Genomic DNA, 25,427 nt, shown 5'->3' with positions numbered 1-25,427 from the left:
GGACGGCCGCTGAACACATCCGTCCGGCCGTGCGTACCACTGCGCGACCGCCCGCGGCGCGGGGAAGGGGCTGCGGGCCGACGTGAGGGACAGGCGATGGACGACCGAGTGACCTCCGCGCTGCACGCGCTGCCCGACGGAGAGGCCGAGCTGACCCTGGTGGTGCGGCTGCCCTGGGAGGACGTCGCCCGGCTCGGGCAGGAGGCCGGGCGGCTCGCCTCACGGACGGGGCGGCCGGTGACGCTGGACGAGGCGGTCGGCCACCGGCTGCGGTCCGCGCGGCCGACGGCCGCGCACGCCAGGCCGGCGGGGGAGCAGCCGCCGGCGGTGACGTCCGCGGCACCGGTCCCGCCGACGCCGTCCGCGCCGTCCGCACCGCCGCCCGTGTCCTCCGCCGGGTCCGTGCCGTCCACGGCGTCGGTGTCGGCGCTGCCCGCCCGGCCCCCGGCCGAGCAGGCCCGGCAGGTGATCGACCGGATCAACGGGACGGCGTGACCGGGCCGCCCCGTCCGTGTCTCACCCGGCGCCGCGGATCTTCGCCGTCGCCTTGCGGGCCGCCACCAGCACCGGGTCCCACACCGGGGAGAACGGCGGGGCGTAACCGAGGTCCAGCGCCGTCATCTGCTCCACCGTCATCCCGGCGGTGAGGGCGACCGCCGCGATGTCGACGCGCTTGCCCGCGCCCTCCCGACCCACGATCTGCACGCCGAGCAGCCGGCCCGTGCGCAGCTCGGCCAGCATCTTGACGGTCATGGGGGAGGCGTTCGGGTAGTAGCCGGCGCGGCTGGTCGACTCGATGACCACCGACTCGAACCGCAGGCCCACGCGGTGCGCGTCCTTCTCCCGCAGCCCGGTGCGCGCGATCTCCAGGTCGCACACCTTGCTGACCGCCGTGCCCACCACGCCCGGGAAGGTGGCGTAGCCGCCGCCGACGTTGGCGCCGATGACCTGGCCGTGCTTGTTGGCGTGGGTGCCGAGCGGGATGTGCCGCTCCTGCCCGGAGACCAGGTCGAGCACCTCCACGCAGTCGCCGCCCGCCCATACGTTTTCGTGCCCGCGCACCCGCATCGAGCGGTCGGTGAGCAGCCCGCCGTGCTCCCCCACGGGCAGCCCCGCGGCCCGCGCGAGGCCCGTCTCGGGCCGCACCCCGATGCCGAGCACGACGACGTCCGCCGGGAACTCCGCGTCCTCGGTGGCCACCGCCCGCACCCTGCCGTCGGTGCCCGTGGGCAGAGCGGTGACCTCCGCGTCGTTGACCATGGTGATGCCCATGCCCGTCATCGCCTCGTGCACCAGGCGCCCCATGTCGGGGTCGAGGGTGGCCATCGGCTCCCGGCCGCGGTTGACGACCGTCACCTCGTAGCCGCGGCGGATCATCGCCTCGGCCATCTCCACGCCGATGTACCCGGCACCGACCACGACCGCGCGGCGGCCGCGGGTGTGCGCCAGCGTGTCCAGCAGGGCCTGCCCGTCCTCCAGGTTCTGCACGCCGTGCACGCCGGGGGCGTCCATGCCGGGCAGCTCCGGGCGGATCGGCCGCGCCCCGGTCGCGATCACCAGCTTGTCGTACGACGTCCAGGACTCGGTGCCGGAGTCGAGGTCCCGCGCACGGACCCGGCCCCGGGCGGGGTCGATCTCCGTGACCTCGGTGCGCAGCCGCAGGTCGATGTCCCGCGCGCGGTGCTCCTCGGCGGTGCGCGCGATCAACCGGTCCCGGTCGGGGACGTCACCGCCCACCCAGTAGGGGATGCCGCACGCCGAGAACGAGGTGAAGCGGCCCCGTTCGAACGCCACGATCTCCAGCTCGTCCGGCCCCCTCAGCCGGCGGGCCTGCGACGCCGCGGACATCCCCGCGGCGTCGCCGCCGATCACCACCAGGCGTTCCCTCGCGCCGCGCCCACCGCTCGTGCCACCCATGCTCATGCTCATGCGAACACGCTACGTGGGCAGGGCATTTCGGCAGCGGTCAGCTCTCCTCGCGCTCCGGCGCGCCGTCCGCCTCCGGCCGCGGCGCCGGACGGGCCGCCGGCACGGGCGCGGCGACGGGCATCGGGGGCATCGGGGGCACGGTGCGGCGGCGCCGCGGCAGCCGGGGCCGTACGGCCTTCGACCACAGCAGGACCAGCAGCACCGCCGCCGCGGCGAACGGCAGCACCGCGCCGACCGCGACCGCCACCCAGCGCAGCATCGTGACGAACGCCTCCCAGCCCGCCTGCAGCGCGTCCACGAAGCCGGGGTCGTCGTCTTCCCGCACCGGCTTCTCGGGCGTCGTCTCGGACAGCGACAGGGTGACGGTGGCCAGGCTCGTCCGGTTCTTCAGCGACGCCTGCTGGGCGAGCAGCGCCTCCAGGTCGGCCTGACGGGTGCTCAGTTCGCCTTCCAGGGTGACCACGTCGCTGAGCCTGGTGGCCCGGTCCATCAGTTCGCGGATCCGCGCCACGCTGGCGCGCTGCGAGGTGATCCGGCTCTCCACGTCGACCACCTGGTCGGTGACGTCCTCCGCCTCGGCGTTGCGCTCCAGGAGCTTGCCGGTGCCCTCCAGACCGGCGAGGACCTCCTCGTACTCGGCGACCGGCACGCGCAGCACCACCCGCGTCCGCTCGTGGCCCTCCGCGTCCCGGGTGGTGGTCTCGTCGCCGATGTAGCCGCCCGCGTTCTCGGTCACCGTGCGGGCCTGGTCCAGCGCCTTCGGGACGTCCTTGACCCGCACGGTGAGCGAGGCGGTGCGGATGACGTGGGTCGCCGCGGCCTTGGGCGGCGCGCTCGCCCGGGCGCCGTCCGCCGGGCCGCCGGGCGCGCCCTGCTTCGCCCCGTCCGGGGCCGCCTCCTGCCTGTCCGCGGGTGCGGCGGCGGCCTTGTCGTCGGCGGCCGTGGAGCCGGCCGAGCCGCTCCCGCCGCTGCAGCCGGCGACGGCGAGGGCCGCCGCCAGCAGCACCCCCGACAGGGCGTGGACGGACCGTACGGATCGTGGTGCGCGCATATGGGATTCCCCCGGGTTTCTTCGACAACGGACCGACCGGCGACGGACTTTCCGGCGACGGACGGCCCGCCGGCGGGTGCTCCCGCGACGGACCGTCCGACGACGGGCGTTCCGCCGACGGACCGTGCACGACAGGCAGGTCGGTGCGACCGGCACTGCGTCTGACATTCCTTCGACGCCGCAGGGCCCCGGGACGTTGGGACGGAACGGTCCCGATGCGGTCACGGAACGGACTCGGCGGAGCCACACGGCCCTGTCGGGAGGGCCGCCGACGTCTGAGAAGGTGGAGGCATGAGCGGATCACATGCGGGCGACGGCCGTCGGGCCGTCGTCGTCGGAGCCGGAATCGCCGGGCTGGCCGCCGCGCACCGGCTGCTGCGGCACGGGGCACGGGTGACCGTGCTGGAGGCGTCGGACCGGGTCGGCGGCAAGCTGCTGCCCGGCGAGATCGCGGGCGCGCGCGTGGACCTCGGCGCCGAGTCGCTGCTGGCCCGCCGCCCGGAGGCGGTCGGTCTCGCCCGCGAGGTGGGCCTCGCCGACCGTCTTGGGCCGCCGGCCACCGCCACCGCCTCGCTGTGGACCCGCGGCGCCCTGCGCCCCATGCCCAAGGGCCACGTCATGGGCGTGCCGGGCACGGCCGCCGCGCTCGCCGGGGTGCTGTCCGAGGAGGGGCTCGCCCGCATCGAGCGGGACGCCGACCTGCCGCGCACCGAGGTCGGCGACGACATCGCGGTCGGCGAGTTCGTGGCGGCGCGCCTCGGCCGGGAGGTCGTCGACCGGCTGGTGGAGCCCCTGCTGGGCGGGGTGTACGCGGGGGACGCGTACCGCATCTCGATGCGCTCGGCGGTCCCGCAGCTGTTCGAGGCCGCCCGCACCCACACCTCCCTGACCGAGGGCGTCCGCGAGATCCAGGCCAGGGCCGCCGCCGCACCGCAGTCCGGCCCGGTGTTCACGGGCATCGCCGGCGGAGTGGGCACCCTCCCGCTCGCGGTCGCCGACTCGCTGCGGGCGCGCGGCGCGGAGATCCTCACCGGCACGCCCGTCACCGAACTGCGCCGCGCCCCGGAGGACGGCTGGCGGATCACCGCCGGGGACCGGGTGCTCCACGCCGACGTGGTCGTCCTCGCCGTGCCCGCCCCGGCCGCCGCCCGGCTGCTGCGCGCCGAGGCACCCGGCGCCGCCGCCGAGCTCGCCACCGTCGAGTACGCCTCCATGGCGCTGATCACGCTCGCCTACCGCCGTGCGGAGACCGATCTGCCCGACGGCAGCGGCTTCCTGGTGCCGCCCGTCGACGGCCGCACCATCAAGGCGGCCACGTTCGCCTCGCAGAAGTGGGGCTGGATCGCCGAGGAGAACCCGGACCTGCTGGTGCTGCGCACCTCCGTGGGCCGCCACGGCGAGACGGAGATCCTCTGCCACGACGACGCCGACCTGGTGGAGGTCTCCCGGCAGGACCTGAAGGCGGCCACCGGCCTGACCGCCGCCCCGGTCGAGACCCGCGTCACCCGCTGGCAGGACGGCCTGCCCCAGTACCCCGTCGGCCACCACGCGCGCGTGGCCCGCGTCCGCGAGCACCTCGCGGGCCTCGCCGGGCTGGCCGTGTGCGGCGCGGCCTACGACGGTGTCGGCGTTCCCGCCTGCATCGCGAGCGCCTATGCCGCCGTCGACGGGATCCACGGTGACCTGCGCGCCGCCCGGGACCTCACGGCCGACCCGGTGCAGAGCCTGCACGGAGGAGCGGGAGAATAAGGGACATGAGTGACGACGCCACCACCCCCGCACCCGACCGGATCCCGAACAAGGGCAAGCTGGCCAAGGACCTCAACGAGGTCATCCGCTACACCCTCTGGTCCGTCTTCAAGCTGAAGGACGTGCTCCCCGAGGACCGTGCCGGATACGCCGACGAGGTCCAGGAGCTGTTCGACCGGCTCGCCGCCAAGGACGTCACCGTCCGCGGCACCTACGACCTGTCGGGGCTGCGCGCGGACGCCGACCTCATGATCTGGTGGCACGCCGAAACCGCCGACCGGCTGCAGGAGGCGTACAACCTCTTCCGCCGCACCAAGCTGGGCCGCGCGCTGGAGCCGGTGTGGTCGAACATGGCGCTGCACCGCCCCGCCGAGTTCAACCGCTCGCACATCCCCGCGTTCCTCGCCGACGAGACGCCCCGCGCCTACGTGAGCGTCTACCCGTTCGTGCGCTCCTACGACTGGTACCTGCTGCCCGACGAGGACCGCCGCCGGATGCTCGCCGACCACGGCAAGATGGCCCGCGGCTACCCGGACGTGCGCGCCAACACGGTCGCCTCGTTCTCGCTCGGCGACTACGAGTGGATCCTCGCCTTCGAGGCCGACGAGCTGCACCGCATCGTCGACCTCATGCGCCACCTGCGCGGCTCGGAGGCCCGGATGCACGTCCGCGAGGAGGTCCCGTTCTTCACCGGCCGCCGCAAGGACGTCGCGGAACTCGTCGCCGACCTGGCCTGATCAGACGGCCGGCCGGGCCCGCTCGGCCGGCCGGGCCGTCGCCCTCGGCCGCGGTTCCGGGTGCGGTGCGCAGGAGGCGCGCCGCCCCGGGACGCGGCCGGTGAGCAGATACGCCTCCAGGTGCCCGTTCACGCAGGCGTTCGGGCCGCCGGCGATGCCGTGGCTGCCGGCGTCCCGCTCCGTCACCAGCGCCGACCCCGCGAGCCGCCGGTGCAGCTCCAGGGCACCGTCGTAGGGAGTGACCGCGTCCCGCTCCGCCGCCAGGATCAGCGTCGGCGGCAGCTCGCCCTGCCCGGCGCGCACGTCCAGCGGCCGCTGCCGGGGCGCCCGCCAGAACGCGCACGGCAGATTCGTCCACACATGGGCCCAGGTCTCGAAGGGCGCCCGGCGCGCCAGCCGGGTGTTGTCCCGGTCCCACACCGCCCAGTCCGTGGGCCACGGCGCGTCGTTGCACTCCACGGCGAGATGGACGGCCCGCGTGTTCTCCGCCTCCGCCGCCGCCTCCGGATAGGTCTGCGCCTGCTCCACGAGCGGTCCCGGATCGCCCTGCAGATAGGCCGACAGCGCGTGCGCGCGGTGCGGCCAGTGGTCGTCGTAGTACGCGGCCCGCAGGAACGCCGCCTGCAACTCGCCGGGGCCGACCTTCCCGCCCGCCGGTTCCCGCGCCAGCCGCGCGCTCGCCCGGTCGTAACTGACCTGCACCTCGCGTGCGGTGCCGCCCAGTCCGTACACGTCGTCGTGCCGGGCCGCCCACGCCCGGAAGTCCGCCCAGCGGTCCTCGAACGCCGCCGACTGGTCGAGGTTGTTGCGGTACCAGACGCGCTCCGGGGCGGGGTTCACCGCCGAGTCGAACACCATGCGGCGGACGTGGGAGGGGAACATCGTGGCGTACAGCGCGCCGAGGTAGGTGCCGTAGGAGGCGCCGAGGAACGTCAGCCGGTTCTCGCCGAGGGCGGCGCGCAGCACGTCCAGGTCGCGGGCGTTGTTGAGCGAGGTGAAGTGCCGCAGCGCGTCACCGGCCCGCTCGGCGCAGCCGCGCGCGTACGCCCGGGCCTGTTCGACGCGTTCCCGCTTGTACGCCGCCGAGGGCCGGGCCGGTGCCTGCGTGGGGCCCTCGGCGAAGGTCGCCGGGTCGGTGCAGGACAGCGGCGCGGAACGGCCCACGCCGCGCGGCGCGTAGCCGACGAGGTCGTAGGCGGCCGCGATGCGCTTCCACTCGGGGAGCACGCCCGTCATCGGGAAGTACATGCCGCCGACGCCCGGTCCGCCCGGGTTGTGGACCAGGGCGCCCTGCCGGGGCACCTTGCGTTTGCTGTTGGCCGGGTCCTTGCCGGTGGCGCGGGCCCGGCTGACGGTGAGTTCGATCTGCCGCCCGTCCGGGTGGGCGTAGTCGAGCGGTACGCGCACGGTGCCGCACTGGACGGTGCCCGGAAGCTGCTGCGTCTCGGGGCACTCGCCGAAGTCGATGCCCCGGTCCGCGGCGCGTGCGGCGGCCACCGTGGCGCCGCGCACCTCGGCCGCGGCCCGAGCGGCCGACGTGGCGTGCGCGGTACCGCCGGCCGGGGCGGCGGCCAGGGTGGTGAGCAGCAAGGACCCGGCGGCCGCGTGGACGGCGGCAGTTCTCATCGGTGATCCCTTCGATGCACGACGGCGACACAAGGGATGTTTCGTTCGTTGGTGGTCCGAGGCAAGCACCGCCCGCCGGGTGTCGGCGTCAGTGCCGCGGGTGGCGGTCCCGGTGCGCGAACGCCGCGCGCAGTTCCGGCTCGTCCACCGCGCGGATGCCGCGCACCGCCACGGAGGTGAGATACGCCCGCTCGTCCCCGGCGTCGCCGTCACCCGGCCGCAGGCTGCCCAGCAAGCGCTGACCGGCCGGGGAGGCCCAGCGCGAGTACGGGTGGACCTCGAACCGCGCGACGGCCAGGCAGCCCAGCGCGAGGACCAGCGGCAGCGCGAACCACAGCGCGACCAGGTGGCGCGGCACCTCCGACGGGACCGGCAGCCACACGGCGATCGCGCCCAGCCCGGCCACGGCCGGCACGGCGAGCCGCACCTGGCGTACCGCGTCCGCGACCGAGCCCCCGGCGCCGTCGGCCACCGCCAGCCCGGCACCGGCCAGCCGCTCGGCGATGCCGCGCACGGCGTCCGCGGCCGCCGCGGCGGCCCGCACCGGCGCGAGGCGTGACTGCCCCTGCGGCCCTATGGCCCCTATCACCGACCGCTCCAACTCGTCCCGCCCGCACGGATCGACCACCGTCGCCCAGCCGGTGTGCGCGAGCAGCAGCCGCCGCTGACGCGCCATCGCGACGAGGGCGACGTCGGCGACCCGGCCCGGGCCGCCGGACAGGAACGCGGCCTCGTACAGCGTCAGACGGTGTCCGGGGTCCGCGTCGGAGTCGGCCGGCGCGGGGGCGCGGACGGCGGCCAGGCACAGGCGCAGGCAGGCGACACCGGCGACGGCCCAGGCCAGGAGCAGCAGAGGGACCCAGAACATGACGTTTTTGTAAGCGACACGGTCGCGAGAACGCCATGCCTTGTTCACAATCCGGACGGAGTGTTGTCGGTATGTGACGTTCCGTTCGGAGTTCTCCGGTCGGTTCCGGTCAGCGCCGCAGCAGCACCCGCCGGGTGGCCCGCGCCAGCCGCACCGCCGGCCGGTGCGAGCGCGGCGCGGGCCCCGACCGCTCCAGCCACCAGTCGCGCAACGCGCGCCGCGCCCGCGCGTCCCGCGGCTCCCGGACCGACAGCAGGTGTTCGGCGAACTCCAGCGCGTCCCACCGGTAGCCGCCCGTCATCGGCCGCTCCTGCGCGTACGCGAGGAACGCGGGCCGGTACCGCGCGCCGAGGATCACCGGCAGTTCCGGCGCCACCTTTGCGACGACGTCGGCCCGCTTGGCGGCGAGCGCCCGTGCCTGCACACCCATCCGCACCCGGTCGAACCCGTCCGGCACGGGCGTGCCGGCGACCAGCGCGGACAGCACGGCGGTCTGCGCCAGCGCGAGCCGCTGCCGTACTCCCGCGGCACAGCCCGCACCCGCCGCCGCCCCTGCCGTGTCCGCCTCGGCCGCGTCCGTCGTCGTCGCGTCCGTCCTGGTCGTGTCTGTCCTGATCGCGTCCGCTGTCGCTCGGGCCGTGTCCGGCTTCGCCTCTCCCGCCTCCGCCTCTCCCGCCTCCGCCTTCGCGGCGATCCTCCCGGTGTCCGGGCGCCCGCCTCCGCCGCGCGCCACCGCCTCCCGGACGGCGTCCAACTCGCCCTTCAGCTCGCCCGCTTCGGGGAAGTTCTCGTCGCGCTCCAGCAGCACACCGGGCGGCGGGACGCGGGACGCGAGGTCGGCGAGGATGTCGAGCACGGGCCGCGGCACCGGGTGGGCGTGGCTGTCGTGCCACACCCCGTCCCGCTCGAAGCCGCCCGCGACATGCACGTACGCGATCGCCTCCAGTGGCAGTTCGTCGAGCGCCCGGGCCGGGTCCTCGCCCCGGTTGACGTGGTTGGTGTGCAGGTTGGCGACGTCGATGAGCAGCCGTACGCCGGTGCGGTCGGCCAGTTCGTACAGGAACTGGCCCTCGGTCATCTCCTCGCCGGGCCACGAGATCAGCGCGGCGATGTTCTCCACGGCGAGCGGCACGGGCAGCGCGTCCTGCGCGATGCGGACGTTCTCGCACAGCACGTCGAGGGCGTCGCGGGTGCGCGGCACGGGCAGCAGGTGTCCCGCCTCCAGCCGCTCGGAGGCGGTCATCGGCCCGCCGGCCCGCACGAACGCGATGTGCTCGGTGACCAGCGGCGAGCGCAGTGCCTCGGCGCGCTCGGCGAGGGCGGCCAGCCGCTCCTCGTCGGGCCGTTCGGCCCCGCCCAGTCCCAGCGACACGCCGTGCGGGACGACGGTCACGCCGCGCTCGCGCAGCCGTAGCAGCGACTCGGGCAGGTGGCCGGGACAGACGTTCTCGGCCACGGCCTCGACCCAGTCGATGCCCGGCATGTCCTCCACGGCGTCCGCGATCTCCGGCCGCCATCCGATTCCCGTACCCAGTCGCAGCATCGTCCCGTCCCCTCCTCCACCCGGCTGTGCGGGAAGTGAGAGGGGTATGACCCCCCGTCCGGTGCCCGAACCGTGTTCCGGCCGCCTTCAGAGCAACATTTGAGGTTCCGACGAAGCGGACCGGGGCCGTCCCCGGCCCGCCGCGTCGGCGGCCCGGGAAGGCCTCCGTAAGCCGACGGGCCGGCCCGAAGGGCGACCGGGCGCGCCCGTCAGCCGGCCGGGAGGGCCCGTAAGCCGACCGAACGGGCCCGTCGGCGGCCCGGCCGGGCCCCCGTGAGCCGGCCGTACCGGCCCGGACGCGCCGTCGCCCGTCAGCGGACCAGGAAGGCCGGGGTCCTGCCGGTGAACGGGGTGACGGTACCGGTGAGGGACTTCGCGTCGCCGTGGTAGACGATCCGGTGGGCGCCCGGCGCCGTCCCCTGCGGGATGTCCCACGTCACGGTGATCCGGGACGCGGCGATGCCGTCGCGCTCCCAGTGGAAGCGGGTCGACCAGTCGCCGTCGTCGGCGACGGTGCGCCAGGCGCCGTCCGCTTCCTGCCGCTGCACCTCCAGATACGTCCGCCCGCGGTGCAGGTCGTTGCCCGGGTGGGCGCCCGCGAAGACGGCCTCGGCCCGCTCACCGGCCCGGTAGGTCTCCCGGGGCGGCACCAGCACGTCCCCGAACGACCGGAAGGCCGGCGGCGCGTCCATCACCACACCCGGCTGCAACGACAGGACCTTGCCGGACAGGTCGGGCGGCTCCGGGCCGAGCGGCACGTCGGTGCCGTCGCGCAGCGCGGTGGCCAGGTCCGCCGCGGTCTGCTGCAGGGCCGGGAGCTGCCAGCGGCCGAAGAGGGTGCTGCCGCCCTCGTACTGCTGCGCGTCGTACTCCTCCGGCGTGGTCAGGTAGTGGAAGTAGGCGTTGGCGTACCCGGCGACCAGGACGTCGTCGAGGTCCGCGCCGACGATCCCGGCGACCGTGCGCCGCAGCCGCAGCCCCGCGCAGACGGTGACCTCGCCCGGGATGCCGATCAGGTACAGGCCGCCGATGCGGACCAGTATCACGGGCACCCGCTCCTGCACCCACGGGTAGAGGCGGTTCACCTCCCCGATCGGCACGAACACGTCCTTCGGTGCCTGCGCCTGCGCGAGCTCCGGGGAGACCGTGTAGACCAGGGAGTCGGAGACGGCGTCCCAGAACGGGTTCTCGCCCTCCTGGAAGCCGGGGAAGGCCGGCCCGTCCTCCACGCTGCCCGCCGCCATCGAGGCGCCGATGCACGGCTTGGAGGTGCGGTGGGTCCGCCCGTCGCCGGTGAACTCGGGCCGCACGGTGACGTCGGAGAGGTCCACGTACACCAGCCGGGAGTCCACCGGGCCGGACAGCCGGACACCGGGCCGGTCCACCTGGCTCGCGGCGGCCTCGTACTGGCGCAGCCCGTTGGCGCGGGTGCGGTCGAAGTCCTCCGGTGTCGTGGGCGGTCGCAGATCCAGGTTGGGCGACATGTCGCCGCTGTTGGTCTGGGCGAACGCCGACACGAACGCCGGGGAGCCGCCGTCCAGATAGTCGACCTCGTGGACCTCGCGCTCCCAGTGGTAGGCGGCGTAGCCCTTGTTGTCCGCGCTGATCAGCCGGTTGTCCCCGGACATGCTGGTGCTGTGCACCGGGAACCAGTTGACGGCGCCCACCGTCCGGCCCGCCCGCTCCACCCGCAGCAGCGTGGTGAGCGGGTCGACGGCGTCGGGGAAGTGGTCGCGGTCCGCCTTCGGGTTGCGGTCGAAGGCGGCGCGGGAGCGGTTGACGCTGGCCCCGGTCAACGTGCCGTGGCTGAGGACCAGTTCGGACGGCGCGAGGTCGTCGTGGGCGCGCCGGGCCGCCTCGAACAGGCCATCCACCACGGCCTCGAAGGTCTTGCGGTGGAAGCCGAACGTCGTCGTGTTGTACAGCAGGTGGTGCGAGTAGCCGCCGGGACCGGCGTGCGTGTGGGTGGCCGTGATCAGCACGTTCCGCACGGTGTAGAGATCGCTGTACGCCTCGGCGAGCCGCCGCAGCACCGCCCGGTGCACGCTCTCGAAGATCATCGGAGAGTCGGCGACGATCAGCATCACCCGCCGCCCGCTCGCCTCCTCCACCACGACGAACGCGCGGGCCCGCAGCCGGGTGTGCAGCCCGGCCGCCTGCTGGTCGAACCGGCCGTACCCCATCATCCCCACCTCGGCCACCTCACCGGTGGCGTCGGCGAGACCCCGGCCGACCAGGTAGCCGGTGTCACGGGGAGTGTCACGAGCGGTGGCGGCGGTGGCGCGGTCCGGGGCGGCCCACTGCGCGCCGGCCAGGCCGAGGCCGGTGAGGGCGCCCGCGCGCAGGACGGTACGCCGGTGGTGAAGGGGACGTTCCGCGGACATCTGCTGCTCCTCCGGCTCGATCGGCCCGCGGCGGCGCACGCCCGCGTGCCGGTGGGACACCACCGTTCGCCGGGGCCTGACGGTTCGTGAAGGGACTCGCGCGACGGGACGCCCGCGCGAACTTGAACAAGGTTCAGGTTCTGCGCCGCCATTGGTACACCTCGCGCCACAGCCGCCGCAAGAGGTGTGCCACGGCGGTCGCTCCGCCCGCACTCCGGCTCCGTACGGCTACCCCGGGTGCGTTGACGCCCCCCACCGCCGGTACTACGTTGCGAAAGCGCTCTCATCCCCCCACACCCACCGGGAGCAGTAAGGCCATGAGCCCCGTACGAAGACACCCCCGACGCCGGTCCGCCGCGGTCCTCGCCCTCGCCCTGTGCGCGCTGCTGCCACCGCGGACCGCGTCCGCCACGGACACGGCGGCCGCACCGGCCACGGGAGCCGCGGCGAGCGCGGCCGGCATCTGCAACCTCCACTGCGACGGCCGCGACCCGGCCCTGTCCCCGGGCGACCGCGCCCCCGTCACGGCGACCGTCCACGCGCGGTCGGTGGTCCTGCACTTCGACGACGCCGACGCGATGGGCTGGGCCTCGCTCGACAACGGCGGCCCGGGCGACGAGGTGTGGCTCGACCGCTCCTTCGACGGCGGCCGGACCTGGAGCTCGGGGAGCCGCCTCGGCCACACCACCGTGCCCGCAGGGCAACGCGGGTGGCGCACCCTCATGTACAACGTGGACGACTGGGCCGCACACGGCGTCGGCGCGCTGCGGGCCTGCGGCAAGGCCGGCGACCGCCCCGAGATCGCCTGCACCGCCTGGGCGCGCACCACATGGAACGCCGGCGACCGCCGCACCGCGGCGGCCACCGGACTGATGACGTTCTACGACTACTCGACGGGCCTGTTCGGCACCACCGGCTGGTGGAACTCCGCGAACGCCCTCACCGCCGTCATCGACAACATCCGCACCTCCGGCATGGGCAGTTACCGGTACGCCGTCGCCCGCACCTACGACCTGAACGTGAACGCGCGGGACGGCCAGTTCCGCAACGACTACATCGACGACACCGGCTGGTGGGGGCTGGCCTGGGTGGCCGCCTACGACCTGACCGGCGACAGCCGCTACCTCACCACCGCCCGCGCGGACGCCGACCACATGGCCGCGTACTGGGACTCCACCTGCGGCGGCGGCGTGTGGTGGAGCACCGCCCGCACCTACAAGAACGCGATCGCGAACTCGCTGTACATCCAGCTCAACGCGGCCCTGCACAACCGCCTGCCCGGCGACACGGCGTACCTCGAGAGGGCCCGGGCCGGCTGGTCGTGGTTCCAGGGCACCGGCATGGTGAACGGCTCGCACCTGGTCAACGACGGCATCGACCTGAGCACCTGCCGCAACAACGGCGACACGGTGTGGTCGTACAACCAGGGCGTACTCCTCGGCGCCCTCACCGAGTTGCACCGGGCGACCGGTGACGGGGCGCTGCTCACCCACGCCCGGCGGATCGCCGACGCCGCCACCACCTCCGCCGCCCTCCACACCGCGGACGGCATCCTGCGCGACCCGTGCGAGGGCGGCGACTGCGGCGCGGACGGGCCGTCGTTCAAGGGAGCGCACGTGCGCGGGCTGGGACAGCTCGACGCGGTCCTTGCGGACCACCCGTACACGCCCTACCTCCGCAGGCAGGCCGACCGCGCCCACGCGAGCGACCGCAACGCCCTCGACCAGTACGGGTTGCGCTGGTACGGCCCGCTCGACAGGGTGGACGCGGCCCGCCAGCAGAGCGCCGTCGACCTCTTCAACGCCCTGCGCTGACACCGGCCCCGCCCCCGTCCGGGCGGGGCCCACGGGAGCGTCAGGACGGTTCGCCGCGCACCTGGCCGAGGACGTTCGGCCCAGGTGTGCGGCAGCCGCACGACCAGCGAGCGAAGGGCGGACATCCCAGCGCCTTCCCTGAGCATCCGGCCTCCGGGCCCGACCGCCGGCCTCAAAGCTCACCGTTGGCCTCACCGCCACCGCCGGCCAGGCTGGTGACGCACCTGCCTTCGAGACGGTGATGGCCCTCATCCGCGTGCCCCGCACCGGCCCGGGCAGACCCCGGGCCGGGCCCGGCGCTGTTCCGGCCGACCGCGCGTACTCCTCACGCGCCGTCCCTCCTCCGGACGCGACGCCGACCGAAGAGACGGAACCTAGTCCCGCACGGCGTCCCTGACGAACGCGACGCCGTCGATGTGCGGGAGGTGGGCCGGGTCCAGCGGGGCGTAGCCGAACCAGGGGGACTCGCGCGGCGCGGGCGGCGGGTCGCCGAGCGCGGCGGCCAGCCGCGCCGCGCCGACGACGCAGCGGTCCTCGCCGAGCGCGTACAGGAGTCCCTCCACGGTCTCCGGCGGCGGCGCGTCCACTCCCTGGTGCCCGATCGTGCCGAGGGCGCCGGCCACGAAGGCGTAGTCCTCGCCGAGTTCGGCGTTCACCAGGGCGCCGGCGCTCCACCACTCCACCGGTCCCTCCCACATCCGCATCGCGCTCTTCACCCGCTGCAGATGGGAGTTGTGGGCGTGGACGAACACCGGGCCCCGCTCCGCGAGGGCCAGGAGGTTGTGCGCCATCATCTGGTCCCGCACGGTCACCAGCCGGGTCATGCGCGCCGGTGAGGTGTCGGCCATCGCATGGTGGTAGCGCAGCAGACCGGTCGCGGTACGCCCGTACAGGCGCGCCCGTTCCCGCTCCTCCCGCGAGGCCGCCGCGGCCAGGTGGGGCGCCTGGGTGTCGAGCAGCGCCACCAGGTCGTCGGCGACCAGCCGCAACCGGGCGGCCTCGGCCGACCGTCCCACGGACCGGGCCGGGTCCGTCATCGCGGCGGGATCGGTCCACCGGTCGTCGGGGCCGAGCAGGTCGTCGAGCGCGTCCGCGGTACAGGGAAGCAGGCCGGCGTCCACCCGGGCCGCGAGGTGGTCGTGGAGTGCGGTGAGGGCCTGCCGGGGGCTCGCGGCGGCGGTGATCTCCAGCGGGCCGTCGAAACCGGCGAAGCGGAGCCGCTGCGACGCCGGCCGGTCCTCGTTGTGGGCGCGCATCCAGCGCACCAGCTCGCGGTTGGCCGGGAAGGCGCCCCACGCGTGACTGAAGCCGACCTCCATGGCCCGGTCGAGCGTGCCCGGGCCCCCGGTGACGTACTCGTCCACCAGCAGGCCCTTCAGGCAGTCGCTCTCGACCGCGATCGTGCGGTAGCCCTCCTCGACGAGCTGCCGGAAGAGCGCGTTGCGCAGGCCGAGCAGTGCGTCCTCGCCGTGGGTGGGCTCGCCCAGGGCGAGCAGCCGGGGCCGCCTCGGAAGCAGCTCCAGGACGGCGGAGGCATCGACGGCACGGACCGATTCCTTGATGTCAGCAACCATGACCTCAACGGTATCGTTGAACCCTCGGTGTAAAGCTGGGCGCGAAACGGCCGCGGTAGGGTCGTGGTCATGGGGCGAAACCTTCAAAGCGGTGGGCGGCTCCGGCCGGTCGATCTGGCGCGCGGCCACGGACTGTCCACCCAGGCGGTCAGGAACTACGAGGAGGCCGGCATCCTCCCGGCCGCCGGCCGTACGGCGCACGGCTACCGCACCTACACACCGCTGCACGCGGCGGCCCTGCGCGCGTTCCTCGCGCTGGTGCCCGGCCACGGCCACCGGCAGGCGACCGCGATCATGCAGGCGGTCAACCGGGACGCGCTCGACGAGGCGTTCCGCCTCGTGGACGAGAGCCACGCCCAGCTCCTCGACGACCGGCGGACCCTCCAGGCCGTGGAGCGCGCCCTGCGCGACCTGGACCACGCACCGGCACCCGGAGCCGGTGCCGCACCCGAAGCCGGTCGTGGTGCCGGTCGCGGTGCCGGTCGGAGCGCGGACGCGCCGTCCGGGCCCGGCGGTACCTTCATCGGGCCGCTGGCCGGCGGGCTCGGCATCCGGCCCGCGACACTGCGCAAGTGGGAGCGGGCAGGGCTGGTGCGTCCGCACCGGGACCCGCTCACCGGCTACCGCGTCTACGACGAGGCCGACGTGCGCGACGCCCGGCTGGTCCACCAGCTCAGGCGGGGCGGCTACCTGCTGGAGCAGATCGCGCCGCTGATCCATCAGGTGCGGGCGGCCGGCGGCCTGGAACCGCTGGAGTCCACGCTGTCCGACTGGCACGGCCGGCTCGCCGCCCGCGCGCGGGCGATGCTGGCCGGCGCCGCGGAGCTGGAGGCGTATCTGCGCGAGCGCGACTGAGCCACCGGCCGCCGTGCTCGCTCGCGCGCCCGCGTGGCACGCACGGGTTGCGGTCGCTCCCGTGTGCTCGCGGTGAGGCAGGGGTGCGCTTGTCGGCGCGTGCGGTGGTGTCGTGCCGCCCGCCGTTGTTCGCGTGCTCGCGGTGAGGCTCTGCCACGGGGAACGAGTTGCCCGCAGCCACGGGCGGGACCGCACCGCGGGTGTGCACAGGCCCGTTGGTGGGCAGCCCGCGGTCGTTCACAGGCCCGCGGGTGAGGCACCGGTCGCCACGGTGCTTCACGCGCCCGCGGGTGAAGCACCGCCGCGCGTGCCCACGCCCCCGCCGGTGCGCCGCCGGCGCGGATATTCGCGTGCCCGCGCCCACGCCCGCGGCTACGGTGGACGCGTTCAGGTGCGCAGGCAGCGGCTAATTCTCCTCTCCAGAGGGAGACGCGGGTTCGAATCCCGCCGCCGGCTCCGGCCGGTGTCGTCCAGCGGCCCAGGACACCAACGGTGCCGCCGCCGCTTCGATCTCTGAACGCCCGGGCAGCGGGCCGCCCGCCCATGGGGGATGCGGGCGGCCCGCCACCATCCGGGTCGGAGCCGCCCCGGATCGTGTCAGCGCAGCGCCGGATGGTCCGCCACGACCGTGCAGGAACCCGGTGCGATCTCCGTGTAACCCGCGTCGCGGACCGTGGGCAGGCCGCCGGCCACCAGGCCGGGCCAGTCGGCGGGGCCGGCGGTGCGGACCGCGAGGGGGAAGCCGGCGGCGTGCCAGGCCGCGCGGGCCTCGTCCGGCAGTCCCCACCAGGCCAGTTGGGCGCCGTGGCCGGCCTGCGCCATCGCCTTGCCGGCCGACATCCCGAGGTCCGGGTTGAGCCAGAGGACGGGGGTGGCCGGATCGGCCGGGGGCACGGGGTCGGGGTCGTCGAGGTCGGTGCCGGACACCTGGAGGCGGGCCAGGTCCTTGGGCCAGCCGTCCAGCGGGACCGGCGGGAAGACACGCACCTCCGCGGACTTGCCGGTCACCGTGATGCCGGGCAGCGCCTCCGCCCGCCGCCACTCCGCGCCGCGCGCCCGGCGGACCACCTTGCGGATGCGGGCGTCCTGCCAGTCCCGCATCGCCCGCGCCCACTCGCCCTCGCCGACCGAGCGCTCGTCGGTCAGCATCACCAGGACCGCGCGGGCGGCCGTCTCCAGCGCGTCCGTACGGGCCGGCGGAGCCGCCCGCTCGATGCGGACCACCAGGGGCAGCACGAACTGGGGTGCCTCGTCGCGGGCGCCGGGGTCGGGGCGGAAAGGGCTGTCGGTGGCGGGGGTCGTCTGATCGTTGCTCACCGCTTCAGTGTGCCAACCCGCCCGGCACCGCCGTCAGCCCGAGCAGGACGTGCGCTCCGCCTCCCGCCACTCGCAGACCGGGCACAGCGTGATGCCCTTGTACGACTCCGGGTACTCGGTCGGCTCCTGGCACAGCACGCACCGCGCGTACGGCGGCCCCTCGGCCCTGGGCGGCCGCGAGGCGTCGATCAGGCAGTAGTCGCTGTCGCTCTCGCTCATGCCTCCAGCGTAGGACGCTCAGCCCCGGCCGTGCCCCGCCGCGATCAGCTCGGACACCTTCACGAAGCGGTAGCCCCGGCTGCGCAGCTCCGGGACGATCGTGCGCACGGCCCGTTCCGTCGTCGGGGCCGCGCTGCGGGTGCAGTGCAGGACGACCACGGAGCCCGGGCGCACGCCGTCCACCACCTGCCGGGCCACCGCGGCCGCGTCGGTGGCGAACGCGTCCCCGCCGACCACGTCCCACTGCACGGCCGTGACACCGGCCGGCGCCAGCGCCCTGAGCGCCCGGCGGTCGTAACAGCCGCCCGGGAAACGGAAGTACGGCATCGCCTCCGGCACCCCGACCCTGCGGAACGCGGCGTACGCACGTTCCACGTCCGCCCGCATCAAGTCCGCGGAGACGGTCGGCAGGCCGTAGCAGTCACCGGTGAACGCGTAGTGGCTGTACGAGTGGTTGGCGACCTCGAACAGCGGGTCCCGGCCGATGGAACGGGCCTGGTCCGGATACTCCTCGGCCCAGCGGCCCGTCATGAACACCGTGGCCGGCACGCCCAGTTCGCGCAGGGCGGCGATGAGCCGCGGGTGGTCGAAGCGCTCACCGGACCGCGCCCTCGGCCCCTGGTCGGCGGTCATGTCGGCGTCGAAGGTGAGGGCCACCGTACGGCCCGCGGTGCGCGGACCGTTGCGGAACACCGGGGTCAGGCCCGAGGGGCCCGGGGCGAGGGTGGGCGGTGAGGACGGGACGGCGGGGGAGAGCGAGGGCGCGGGGCGGGGCGGCTGCTGCGCGGGCCGGGACGTGGCGCAGGAGGCGAGCGCGGCGCCCAGGGCGCACACGGCGACTGCTCGACGTACAAGAGTGATCACCGTATGACGATATGGGCGGGTTTGTTGCCGTCCGGTCGTCGCGGGTCCGGGTGGGGTCCGGTGTCACCCGGGTGGCGCCGGGCGGGGCGGCCGGCCCGGCGTCAGGCGGGCGGCGCCGGGCGGGCGGCCGGTCAGATGTGGCGGCGCTCCAGCGGCCGGGTCGCCGGACCCTGGAGCACCGTGCCGTCGGTGCCGAAGCGGGAGCCGTGGCAGGGGCACTCCCAGGCGCGCTCGGCGGCGTTGAAGTCGACCAGGCAGCCCATGTGGGTGCAGCGGGCGGAGACGGCGTGCAGACTGCCGTCGTCGTCGCGGTACACCGCGACCCGGCCACCGCCGGCGCGGACCACGGCGCCCTCGCCCGGCGGCAGGGCCTCGACCGGCGGAGAGGGGCGCAGCCGGTCGCCGACGAAGTGCCCCGCGACCTGCGCCTGGTGCTTCAGGAACGTCCCCGCCTCCCGGACCGCGGGCGCCAGCCGGCGCGGGTCGTACAGCCCGCTCCACGCGCACTCCTCGCCGGTGATCTGCGCCGTGAGCAGCCGTCCCGCCATCATGCCGCCGCTCATGCCCCAGCCGCCGAAGCCGGTGGCGACGTAGGCGTGCCGGGCGCCGGGGTGCAGCGGCCCGACCAGCGGCACGGTGTCGGTGGGGTCGTTGTCCTGGGTGGCCCAGAAGTGGGTGAGCTCCACCTCCGGGAAGTGCCGCCGAGCCCAGTCGGAGAGGCGGTCGAAGCGGGCCCGGGTGTCGCCGGTGCCCGGCGTGAAGTGCTCACCGGTGATCACCAGCAGGCGCCGGGTGCCGTCCTCGCCGTACGGCGCGGTGCGCACCGAGCGGGTGTTCTCGTCGGGAGTGATGTACATGCCGTGCGGGTCGCGGTCCGCGGGAAGGGGGCCGGCGACGACCAGTTCGCGGCGCGGGGAGAGGCGGGTGAACAGCAGGGCCCGGTCGAAGACCGGGTAGTGGGTGGCGACCACGACGTCCCGGGCCGTCACCGTCGCGCCGGTCGCCGTCGACAGGCGGCACGGCGTGCCCTCCTCCAGCCCGAGCACCGTCGTGTCCTCGTGGATCCGGCCGCCGCGCGCGATCAGGTCGCCGGCCAGGGCCAGCAGGTACTTGCGCGGATGGAACTGCGCCTGGTCCGCCACCTCCACCGCGCCCGCCACGGGAAACGGCAGCCCGGTCTCCGTCACGAAGGAGGCCGGCAGGCCCGCCTCCCGCGCGGCCCGCGCCTCCGCCCGCAGCTCCTCCACCCGGCCCTCGTCACGCACGTACGTGTACGCGCTGCGGCGCTCCCACTCGCAGTCGATGCCGAGTTCCGCCACGACGTCCGCGGTGTGCTCGATCGCCTCGGACTGCGAACGGGCGTACAGCCGCGCGCCCTCGGCGCCCCGGGTGCGGCGCAGTTTGTCGTAGACCAGGCTGTGCAGGGCGGTGACCTTCGCCGTGGTGTGCCCGGTGACGCCGGCCGCGATCCGTCCGGCCTCCAGCACCGCGACACTCCTCCCGGCCCGGGTCAGCTCCCACGCCGTGCACAGTCCGGCGATGCCGCCGCCGATCACCGCCACGTCGACGTCCAGATCGTCGGTCAGTGCGGCATGCCGGCCGTCCGGTGCGGTCTGGAGCCAGTACGAGCCGCTGACCTGCTGCTTCTCCGTCATGCGAAGCCGAGTACCCCGGTGCGGTGAGTTCAGTGGCCGAGCGGGAGCGTTCCGGCGTGCTGTTGCGGCAGGGACGGCGCAGGGCTAACGTACAACCAAATGGTTGTAGATGGATCGACCGACGACACCGTGGACCGGCTGTTCCACGCCCTGGCCGACGCGACGCGTCGCGACATACTCCGTCGCTGTGTACGGGGTGAGCTGTCCGTGTCACGTCTGGCCGCGGCGTACCCGATGAGCTTCGCCGCGGTGCAGAAACACGTCACGGTGCTGGAGCGGGCCGGCCTGGTCGCCAAGGAACGACGCGGACGGGAGCAGCTCGTGCGCACCGACCCCGACGCGGTGGGCCGCGCGCGGCAGGCGCTCGACGAACTCGAGTCGGCCTGGCGGGCCCGGGTGGACCGGATGTCCGGCCTGCTCGAGGACGACACCGACCGGGATCCCGACGGCGGCAACACGACCGGCAGGAATGGCAGGACCAGTAGGACCAATGGGACCAGCAGGACCAATGGGAAAGGACCGGAGAGATGACCGTCACCAGTGTCGACAAGGACGTCGACCGTCTCATCCTCACCGTCGTCGCCGACTTCACCGCCCCCGTGGAGCGGGTGTGGAAGCTGTGGGCCGACCCGCGGCTGCTGGAGCGCTGGTGGGGCCCGCCGAACTACCCGGCGACCTTCGAGGAGCACGACCTGACGCCCGGCGGCGGCGTGACGTACTACATGACCGGCCCGGAGGGCGAGAAGTACGGCGGCTGGTGGCGCGTCTCCTCGGTGACGCCGCCGACCGGCCTGGAGTTCACCGACGGCTTCTCCGGCCCGGACGGCAAGCCGAACCCGGAGATGCCGACCACGTCGGTGCGCCTGACGCTCACCCGGCACGACGGCGGCACCCGCATGGAGCTGCGCTCCGCCTTCGACACCCGGGAACAGATGGAGCAGCTGGCCGAGATGGGCATGGTGGAGGGCATGACCCAGGCCATCGGGCAGATGGACGCCCTCCTGGCGGGCTGAACCGCACCGGACGCGGACCGGGACGGAGGGCGGCGCCGCCCGGCGCACCCTTCCGTCCCGGCCGCCTCTCCGTCCCGGCCGCCTCTCCGTCCCGGCCGCCTCTCCGTCCCGGCCGGCCTCTCCGGTCCGCCGGAGGGTTACGGCTCCCTGCGCCAGGGGCCCGTCACGGCGAACGTGGTGCCGGGCGTGTAGCAGTTGACGTACATCGTCCGGCCGTCCGGGGAGAAGGTGACGCCGGCGAACTCGCCGTACTCCGGCTCGTCCGCGGAACCGATGTTCTGACGGTTGCGGGCCATCGCGTACACCTCGCCGCGCCGGGTGACGCCGAAGACGTGCTGGGCGCCGCCGCCGTCCTCGCAGACCATCAGGCCGCCGCTGGGCGCCAGGCAGATGTTGTCCGGCGACTCACCGGGCAGCTGGACATCGGTGTCCGGGCCGAACACGATCACCAGGGTGAGGCAGCGGCGGTCCGGGTCGTACCGCCAGATCTGCCCGTAGTGGTCTCCGGCCGAGCCCTCGGTGCTGCGCGCGTACGACGACACGAAGTACACCGAGTTGCCGCCCCAGTAGCAGCCCTCCAGCTTCTGCGCGTGGGTGATGCCCTTCGGGCCGAAGTCCTGGTGGCGGATGGGGGTTTCGACGGCCTGCGGGTCCGGTACGTCCACCCACTCGATGCCGTCGAAACGGGCGCCGGTCTCCTGGATCGACGACAGGTCGGGGACGCCGGGCACCCGCATCGCCTGGAGCCGGCCGCCGGCGCGCAGCGAGCCGGTGCCGCCCAGCGGCTTCTGCGGCAGGAAGCGGTAGAACAGGCCGAAGGGCCGCTCGAAGGCGTCCTCGGTCTCGTAGACGACGCCCCGCTTCGGGTCGATGGCGACCGCCTCGTGCTGGAAGCGGCCCATCGCGGTCAGCGGTACGGCGCCGGTGCGGCGCGGGTCGGCGCCGTCGACCTCGAAGATGTAGCCGTGGTCCTTGGTGTAGCCGCTGGTGCCCGCCTTGTCCTCGGTCTCCTCGCAGGTCAGCCAGGTGCCCCAGGGGGTCGGCCCGCCCGCGCAGTTCACGGCCGTACCGGCGATCGCGACCCGCTCCGACAGCACACGGCCGTGGGGGTCGAGGGTCAGCGCCGTGCAGCCGCCCTTGCCCGCCGGGTCGTAGGTCAGGCCGTCGATCACCGGGACGGGAACCCTGCCGTTGGCGCGGTTCTCGTGGTTGCGGACCAGGTGCACGCGGCCCGCTCTGCCCGCGAAGGCGGCCATGCCGTCGTGGTTGGAGGGGACCGGGCCCTCGCCGGAGCGCAGCGGGTCGCCCTCGCGGGAGAGCACCCGGTAGCGGAAACCTTCCGGCAGGTCGAGCAGTCCGTCGGGGTCGGGAACCAGCGGGCCGTAGCCGCTGTGTCCGAGGTTCTGGGCGGCGGCGGTGCCGGTGAACAGTTCGGCGAGGGCGCCGGAGAAGGCGATCCCGATGCCCACGGCACCGGATCGGGCGAGCAGTTGACGTCGTGTCGTCGGGGATCCGGCGCTGGACTCGGTTGCTGACATGGGGAACCTTCCTGCTGGCGGACAGGAGCTGTGACCAGGCGTGTCTATCACCTGGGACGGATCCCGGGAACCACGCGTGTCGCTCGTGTCACGCGCGTGGACCGCCGCGCGGCCGTCGCCGACGCCGTCGCGGACGCGCGCGGGCTGCGGCTGGTCGGGGTCGCGGGCAGGTCTTCCCTCGCGCGGGTCAGGTGCGTGGACCGCCGTCGTCGGACTCCCCGTGGGCCGTGACCGCGTGGTCCGGCGCGGGCTGCTGGGCCGCCCGCTCCAGGAAGCGCAGCAGCTCCACCGGGAAGGGCAGGACGAGGGTGGAGTTCTTCTCGGCGGCGACCGCGACGATGGTCTGTAGCAGGCGCAGTTGCAGGGCGGAAGGAGTATCGGCCATCTGCTGGGCCGCCTCGGCCAGCTTCTTCGACGCCTGGAGTTCGGCGTCGGCGTTGATGACGCGGGCCCGGCGTTCGCGGTCGGCCTCGGCCTGGCGGGCCATGGACCGCTTCATCGTGTCGGGCAGCGAGACGTCCTTGATCTCCACCCGGTCGATCTGCACGCCCCAGCCGATCGCCGGACTGTCGATCATCAGCTCCAGGCCCTGGTTCAGCTTCTCCCGGTTGGACAGCAGGTCGTCGAGGTCGCTCTTGCCGATGATCGACCGCAGTGAGGTCTGCGCCATCTGGGAGACCGCGAACCGGTAGTCCTCGACGTTGACGACCGCGGCCGCCGCGTCGACGACCTTGAAGTAGACCACCGCGTCGACCCGCACCGTCACGTTGTCCCGGGTGATGCCCTCCTGGGCCGGCACCGGCATGGTGACGATCTGCAGGTTGACCTTGTGCATGCGGTCCACTCCGGGCACCACGAGGGTGAACCCGGGCGGGCGGGCGTCGCCGTGCAGCCGGCCGAGGCGGAAGACGACCCCGCGCTCGTACTGCTTGACGACCCGCGCAGCCGCGACCACGTAAGCGGTGCCGGCGGCGCCGACCGAGACCGCGGCGGTGAGCAGTTCCTCCAGCATGACGGCCTCCCGTCCAGAGGTCCGCTGCGTGCGCTTTCGCCCGCTCCTGCCACGATAGGCCCGGTGTGCCCCGCTGGGCCATGCCCCGGCGCCGGACGGCACGCGCGAACCCGCCCCCGCCCAGGTGAGGGGCGGGAGCGGGGAGAGGGCGGGAACGGGGGAGTGGGCCGGCGGTCAGCCGGTCCGGAGCGGGGCGTCCTCCTCCTGCGGTGCCGGCGTGGTGCCCTGGGTGACTCTCACCGGCTCCGTGCCCGGGGTGCTGTGGCGTTCGGCCCAGTTGGTCAGGGCCGTGTGGCACGCGTGGTCCAGGTGGTGGACGCCGGAGAGGTCCAGGACGAGCGGACGGTCCTGGGGCAGCGCCTCCAGGGTGTCGAGGATCTTCGGCAGGCGCAGGAACGTCGCGTTGCCCGACAGGTACACCTGTATCGGGCCCGCGCCCTTGTCTATGACCTCCAGCTTCGACTGCGAGGCCTCCCAGGCGGTCTTGACGATCGACAGGGCCAGACCGATCAGCACGCCCTCGAACATGTTCACCACGACGATCGACACGGCGGTGACGACCAGGATCAGCGCCTCACCCCGGTGTCCGCGCCACAGGCCCACCAGGCCGCGGAACGGGATCAGCTTCCAGCCCGCGTGGACCAGGATGCCGGCCAGCGCGGGCAGCGGGATCAGCGCCAGCGCGGACGGCAGCAGCGCGGCGAACAGCAGCAGCCACACGCCGTGCAGCACCCGGGACGCCTTGGTCCTGGCGCCCGCCTGGACGTTGGCGGAGCTGCGCACGATGACCGCGGTCATCGGCAGCGCGCCGAGGACACCGCAGACCGTGTTGCCCGCGCCCTGCGCCATGAGCTCCTTGTTGTACTGGGTGCGCGGGCCGTCGTGCAGCCGGTCCACCGCGGCGGCGCTGAACAGGCTCTCCGCCGAGGCGATCAGGGTGAAGGCGACGATCGTGCCGAGCAGGCCTATGCTCGCCAGCCCGCCGAAGGCGTCCGCGCCCGGCGGCTGGATGGCGTCGAACAGGCCCTGCACCTCGACGGTGGCCACCGGCACGCCGAAGGCCAGAGTGATCGCCGTCGCCAGCAGCACCGCCGCGAGGGCGCCCGGTACGGCCCCGGCCGGGCCTGGCATCCGCCGCCACAGCACCATCACCAGGACGGTGCCCGCGCCGACCGCGAGCGAGGCGAGCGCCTCGGTGTTGCCGACCACGTCCACGGCCGCGCCGGGCAGTCCGAGGAGCTTGTCGACACCGGAGGCGGGTGCCTCCAGTCCGGCCGCCGCATACAGCTGACCGGCGATCAGCACGAGTCCGATTCCGGCCAGCATGCCCTCGACGACCGAGAGGGATATGGCCCGGAACCAGCGTCCGAGCCGCAGCGCGCCCATGGCCAGCTGGAGCAGCCCGGTGGCCAGCACGATCACGCCGAGCGCGGGCAGCCCGTAGGTGTCCACCGCCGCGAAGACCAGGACGGTCAGTCCGGCGGCGGGACCGGACACCTGGAGGCTGCTGCCCGGCATCAGGCCGGTGACGATCCCGCCCACGATGCCGGTGACCAGGCCGAGTTCGGCCGGGACGCCGGAGGCGACGGCGACGCCCACGCACAGCGGGAGGGCGACCAGGAACACGACGAGTGAGGCGGCGAAGTCCTGCCGCAGGTAGGGGAACTTGGACACGGCCG

At 74.3% G+C, this 25,427-nt stretch carries 21 protein-coding genes, 1 tRNA gene and 1 pseudogene; 9 read left to right on the top strand and 14 right to left on the bottom strand.

Features of this window, described 5'->3' with window-relative positions; translation table 11 throughout:
* Positions 1-96 precede the first annotated feature (96 nt).
* Positions 97-495, top strand: coding sequence for a hypothetical protein (locus tag FGW31_RS06630; protein ID WP_142192418.1), 399 nt, complete (start codon positions 97-99; stop codon positions 493-495).
* 21 nt (positions 496-516) lie between these two features.
* On the opposite strand, the gene FGW31_RS06625 is transcribed toward FGW31_RS06630, so the two are convergent.
* Together FGW31_RS06625 and FGW31_RS06620 are read right to left on the bottom strand one after the other, a co-directional pair.
* On the bottom strand, positions 517-1,929 hold the full coding sequence (locus FGW31_RS06625; RefSeq protein ID WP_233452417.1) for an FAD-dependent oxidoreductase: 1,413 nt from the start codon (positions 1,927-1,929) through the stop codon (positions 517-519).
* A gap of 37 nt (positions 1,930-1,966) precedes the next feature.
* Positions 1,967-2,980 (bottom strand): DUF4349 domain-containing protein, encoded by a 1,014-nt coding sequence (locus FGW31_RS06620; protein ID WP_142192417.1) that lies wholly within the window; start codon positions 2,978-2,980, stop codon positions 1,967-1,969.
* 291 nt (positions 2,981-3,271) lie between these two features.
* Between FGW31_RS06620 and hemG the strand changes: the two genes are divergently transcribed.
* Complete coding sequence (gene hemG / locus FGW31_RS06615) at positions 3,272-4,729, top strand: protoporphyrinogen oxidase (RefSeq protein ID WP_142192416.1); 1,458 nt, start codon at positions 3,272-3,274, stop codon at positions 4,727-4,729.
* A gap of 5 nt (positions 4,730-4,734) precedes the next feature.
* Positions 4,735-5,466, top strand: a complete 732-nt coding sequence (gene hemQ / locus FGW31_RS06610) for a hydrogen peroxide-dependent heme synthase (protein WP_142192415.1) — start codon at positions 4,735-4,737, stop codon at positions 5,464-5,466.
* Here hemQ and FGW31_RS06605 read toward each other — a convergent pair whose 3' ends face one another.
* The 4 genes from FGW31_RS06605 to FGW31_RS06590 form a co-directional block, all read right to left on the bottom strand.
* Positions 5,467-7,092, bottom strand: a complete 1,626-nt coding sequence (locus FGW31_RS06605) for an alpha/beta hydrolase (RefSeq protein ID WP_142192414.1) — start codon at positions 7,090-7,092, stop codon at positions 5,467-5,469.
* A gap of 88 nt (positions 7,093-7,180) precedes the next feature.
* A complete protein-coding gene (locus FGW31_RS06600) occupies positions 7,181-7,960 on the bottom strand; it encodes a TIGR04222 domain-containing membrane protein (protein WP_142192413.1) in 780 nt (259 codons plus the stop codon).
* A gap of 109 nt (positions 7,961-8,069) precedes the next feature.
* Positions 8,070-9,503, bottom strand: a complete 1,434-nt coding sequence (locus FGW31_RS06595; RefSeq protein WP_182674493.1) for an MbnB/TglH/ChrH family RiPP precursor modification enzyme — start codon at positions 9,501-9,503, stop codon at positions 8,070-8,072.
* Positions 9,504-9,814: 311 nt separating this feature from the next.
* Entirely contained in the window at positions 9,815-11,887 is a 2,073-nt protein-coding gene (locus FGW31_RS06590; protein WP_142192412.1) for a neutral/alkaline ceramidase, read from the bottom strand.
* 317 nt (positions 11,888-12,204) lie between these two features.
* On the opposite strand from FGW31_RS06590, the gene FGW31_RS06585 reads away from it, so the two are divergent.
* Both FGW31_RS06585 and FGW31_RS06580 read left to right on the top strand, forming a co-directional pair.
* A complete protein-coding gene (locus tag FGW31_RS06585) occupies positions 12,205-13,701 on the top strand; it encodes a glycoside hydrolase family 76 protein (protein WP_142192411.1) in 1,497 nt (498 codons plus the stop codon).
* Positions 13,702-13,927: 226 nt separating this feature from the next.
* Positions 13,928-14,038 (top strand): annotated as a pseudogene (locus FGW31_RS06580) (IS5/IS1182 family transposase); the annotation flags it as partial.
* 37 nt (positions 14,039-14,075) lie between these two features.
* Here the strand turns inward: FGW31_RS06580 and FGW31_RS06575 are convergent.
* Entirely contained in the window at positions 14,076-15,275 is a 1,200-nt protein-coding gene (locus FGW31_RS06575; protein WP_142192410.1) for an erythromycin esterase family protein, read from the bottom strand.
* 69 nt (positions 15,276-15,344) lie between these two features.
* Between FGW31_RS06575 and FGW31_RS35925 the strand changes: the two genes are divergently transcribed.
* Positions 15,345-16,130 carry a MerR family transcriptional regulator gene (locus tag FGW31_RS35925; protein WP_142192409.1) on the top strand — a complete coding sequence of 262 codons (786 nt, stop codon included), beginning with the start codon at positions 15,345-15,347 and terminating at the stop codon, positions 16,128-16,130.
* Positions 16,131-16,525: 395 nt separating this feature from the next.
* Positions 16,526-16,586: transfer RNA gene (locus FGW31_RS34935), tRNA-Ser, on the top strand.
* 141 nt (positions 16,587-16,727) lie between these two features.
* On the opposite strand, the gene FGW31_RS06565 is transcribed toward FGW31_RS34935, so the two are convergent.
* From FGW31_RS06565 to FGW31_RS06550, 4 genes are all read right to left on the bottom strand, one after another.
* Entirely contained in the window at positions 16,728-17,447 is a 720-nt protein-coding gene (locus FGW31_RS06565) for an aminoacyl-tRNA hydrolase (protein ID WP_142192408.1), read from the bottom strand.
* Between the two features lie 33 nt (positions 17,448-17,480).
* On the bottom strand, positions 17,481-17,666 hold the full coding sequence (locus FGW31_RS06560; protein ID WP_142192407.1) for a hypothetical protein: 186 nt from the start codon (positions 17,664-17,666) through the stop codon (positions 17,481-17,483).
* An 18-nt stretch (positions 17,667-17,684) separates the two neighbouring features.
* Complete coding sequence (locus FGW31_RS06555; RefSeq protein ID WP_142192406.1) at positions 17,685-18,530, bottom strand: polysaccharide deacetylase family protein; 846 nt, start codon at positions 18,528-18,530, stop codon at positions 17,685-17,687.
* Between the two features lie 131 nt (positions 18,531-18,661).
* Positions 18,662-20,185: an FAD-dependent oxidoreductase gene (locus tag FGW31_RS06550; RefSeq protein ID WP_142192405.1), complete on the bottom strand. Its 1,524-nt coding sequence runs from the start codon at positions 20,183-20,185 to the stop codon at positions 18,662-18,664.
* Between the two features lie 99 nt (positions 20,186-20,284).
* On the opposite strand from FGW31_RS06550, the gene FGW31_RS06545 reads away from it, so the two are divergent.
* Entirely contained in the window at positions 20,285-20,716 is a 432-nt protein-coding gene (locus FGW31_RS06545) for an ArsR/SmtB family transcription factor (protein ID WP_142192404.1), read from the top strand.
* On the top strand, positions 20,713-21,198 hold the full coding sequence (locus tag FGW31_RS06540) for an SRPBCC family protein (RefSeq protein ID WP_142192403.1): 486 nt from the start codon (positions 20,713-20,715) through the stop codon (positions 21,196-21,198). Before FGW31_RS06545 ends, FGW31_RS06540 begins: the two co-directional genes overlap by 4 nt.
* 137 nt (positions 21,199-21,335) lie before the next feature.
* On the opposite strand, the gene FGW31_RS06535 is transcribed toward FGW31_RS06540, so the two are convergent.
* From FGW31_RS06535 to FGW31_RS06525, 3 genes are all read right to left on the bottom strand, one after another.
* Positions 21,336-22,736, bottom strand: coding sequence for a PhoX family protein (locus tag FGW31_RS06535; RefSeq protein ID WP_142192402.1), 1,401 nt, complete (start codon positions 22,734-22,736; stop codon positions 21,336-21,338).
* Between the two features lie 187 nt (positions 22,737-22,923).
* On the bottom strand, positions 22,924-23,748 hold the full coding sequence (locus tag FGW31_RS06530) for a slipin family protein (protein ID WP_142192401.1): 825 nt from the start codon (positions 23,746-23,748) through the stop codon (positions 22,924-22,926).
* A gap of 174 nt (positions 23,749-23,922) precedes the next feature.
* A complete protein-coding gene (locus FGW31_RS06525) occupies positions 23,923-25,422 on the bottom strand; it encodes a SulP family inorganic anion transporter (protein WP_233452414.1) in 1,500 nt (499 codons plus the stop codon).
* Positions 25,423-25,427 lie beyond the last annotated feature (5 nt).

The sequence above is a fragment of the Streptomyces calvus genome, from assembly GCF_006782915.1.
Lineage (GTDB): Bacteria > Actinomycetota > Actinomycetes > Streptomycetales > Streptomycetaceae > Streptomyces > Streptomyces calvus.
The sequence above is the reverse complement of the archived record's forward strand: the minus strand, read 5'-3'. Positions and strand labels throughout refer to the sequence as shown.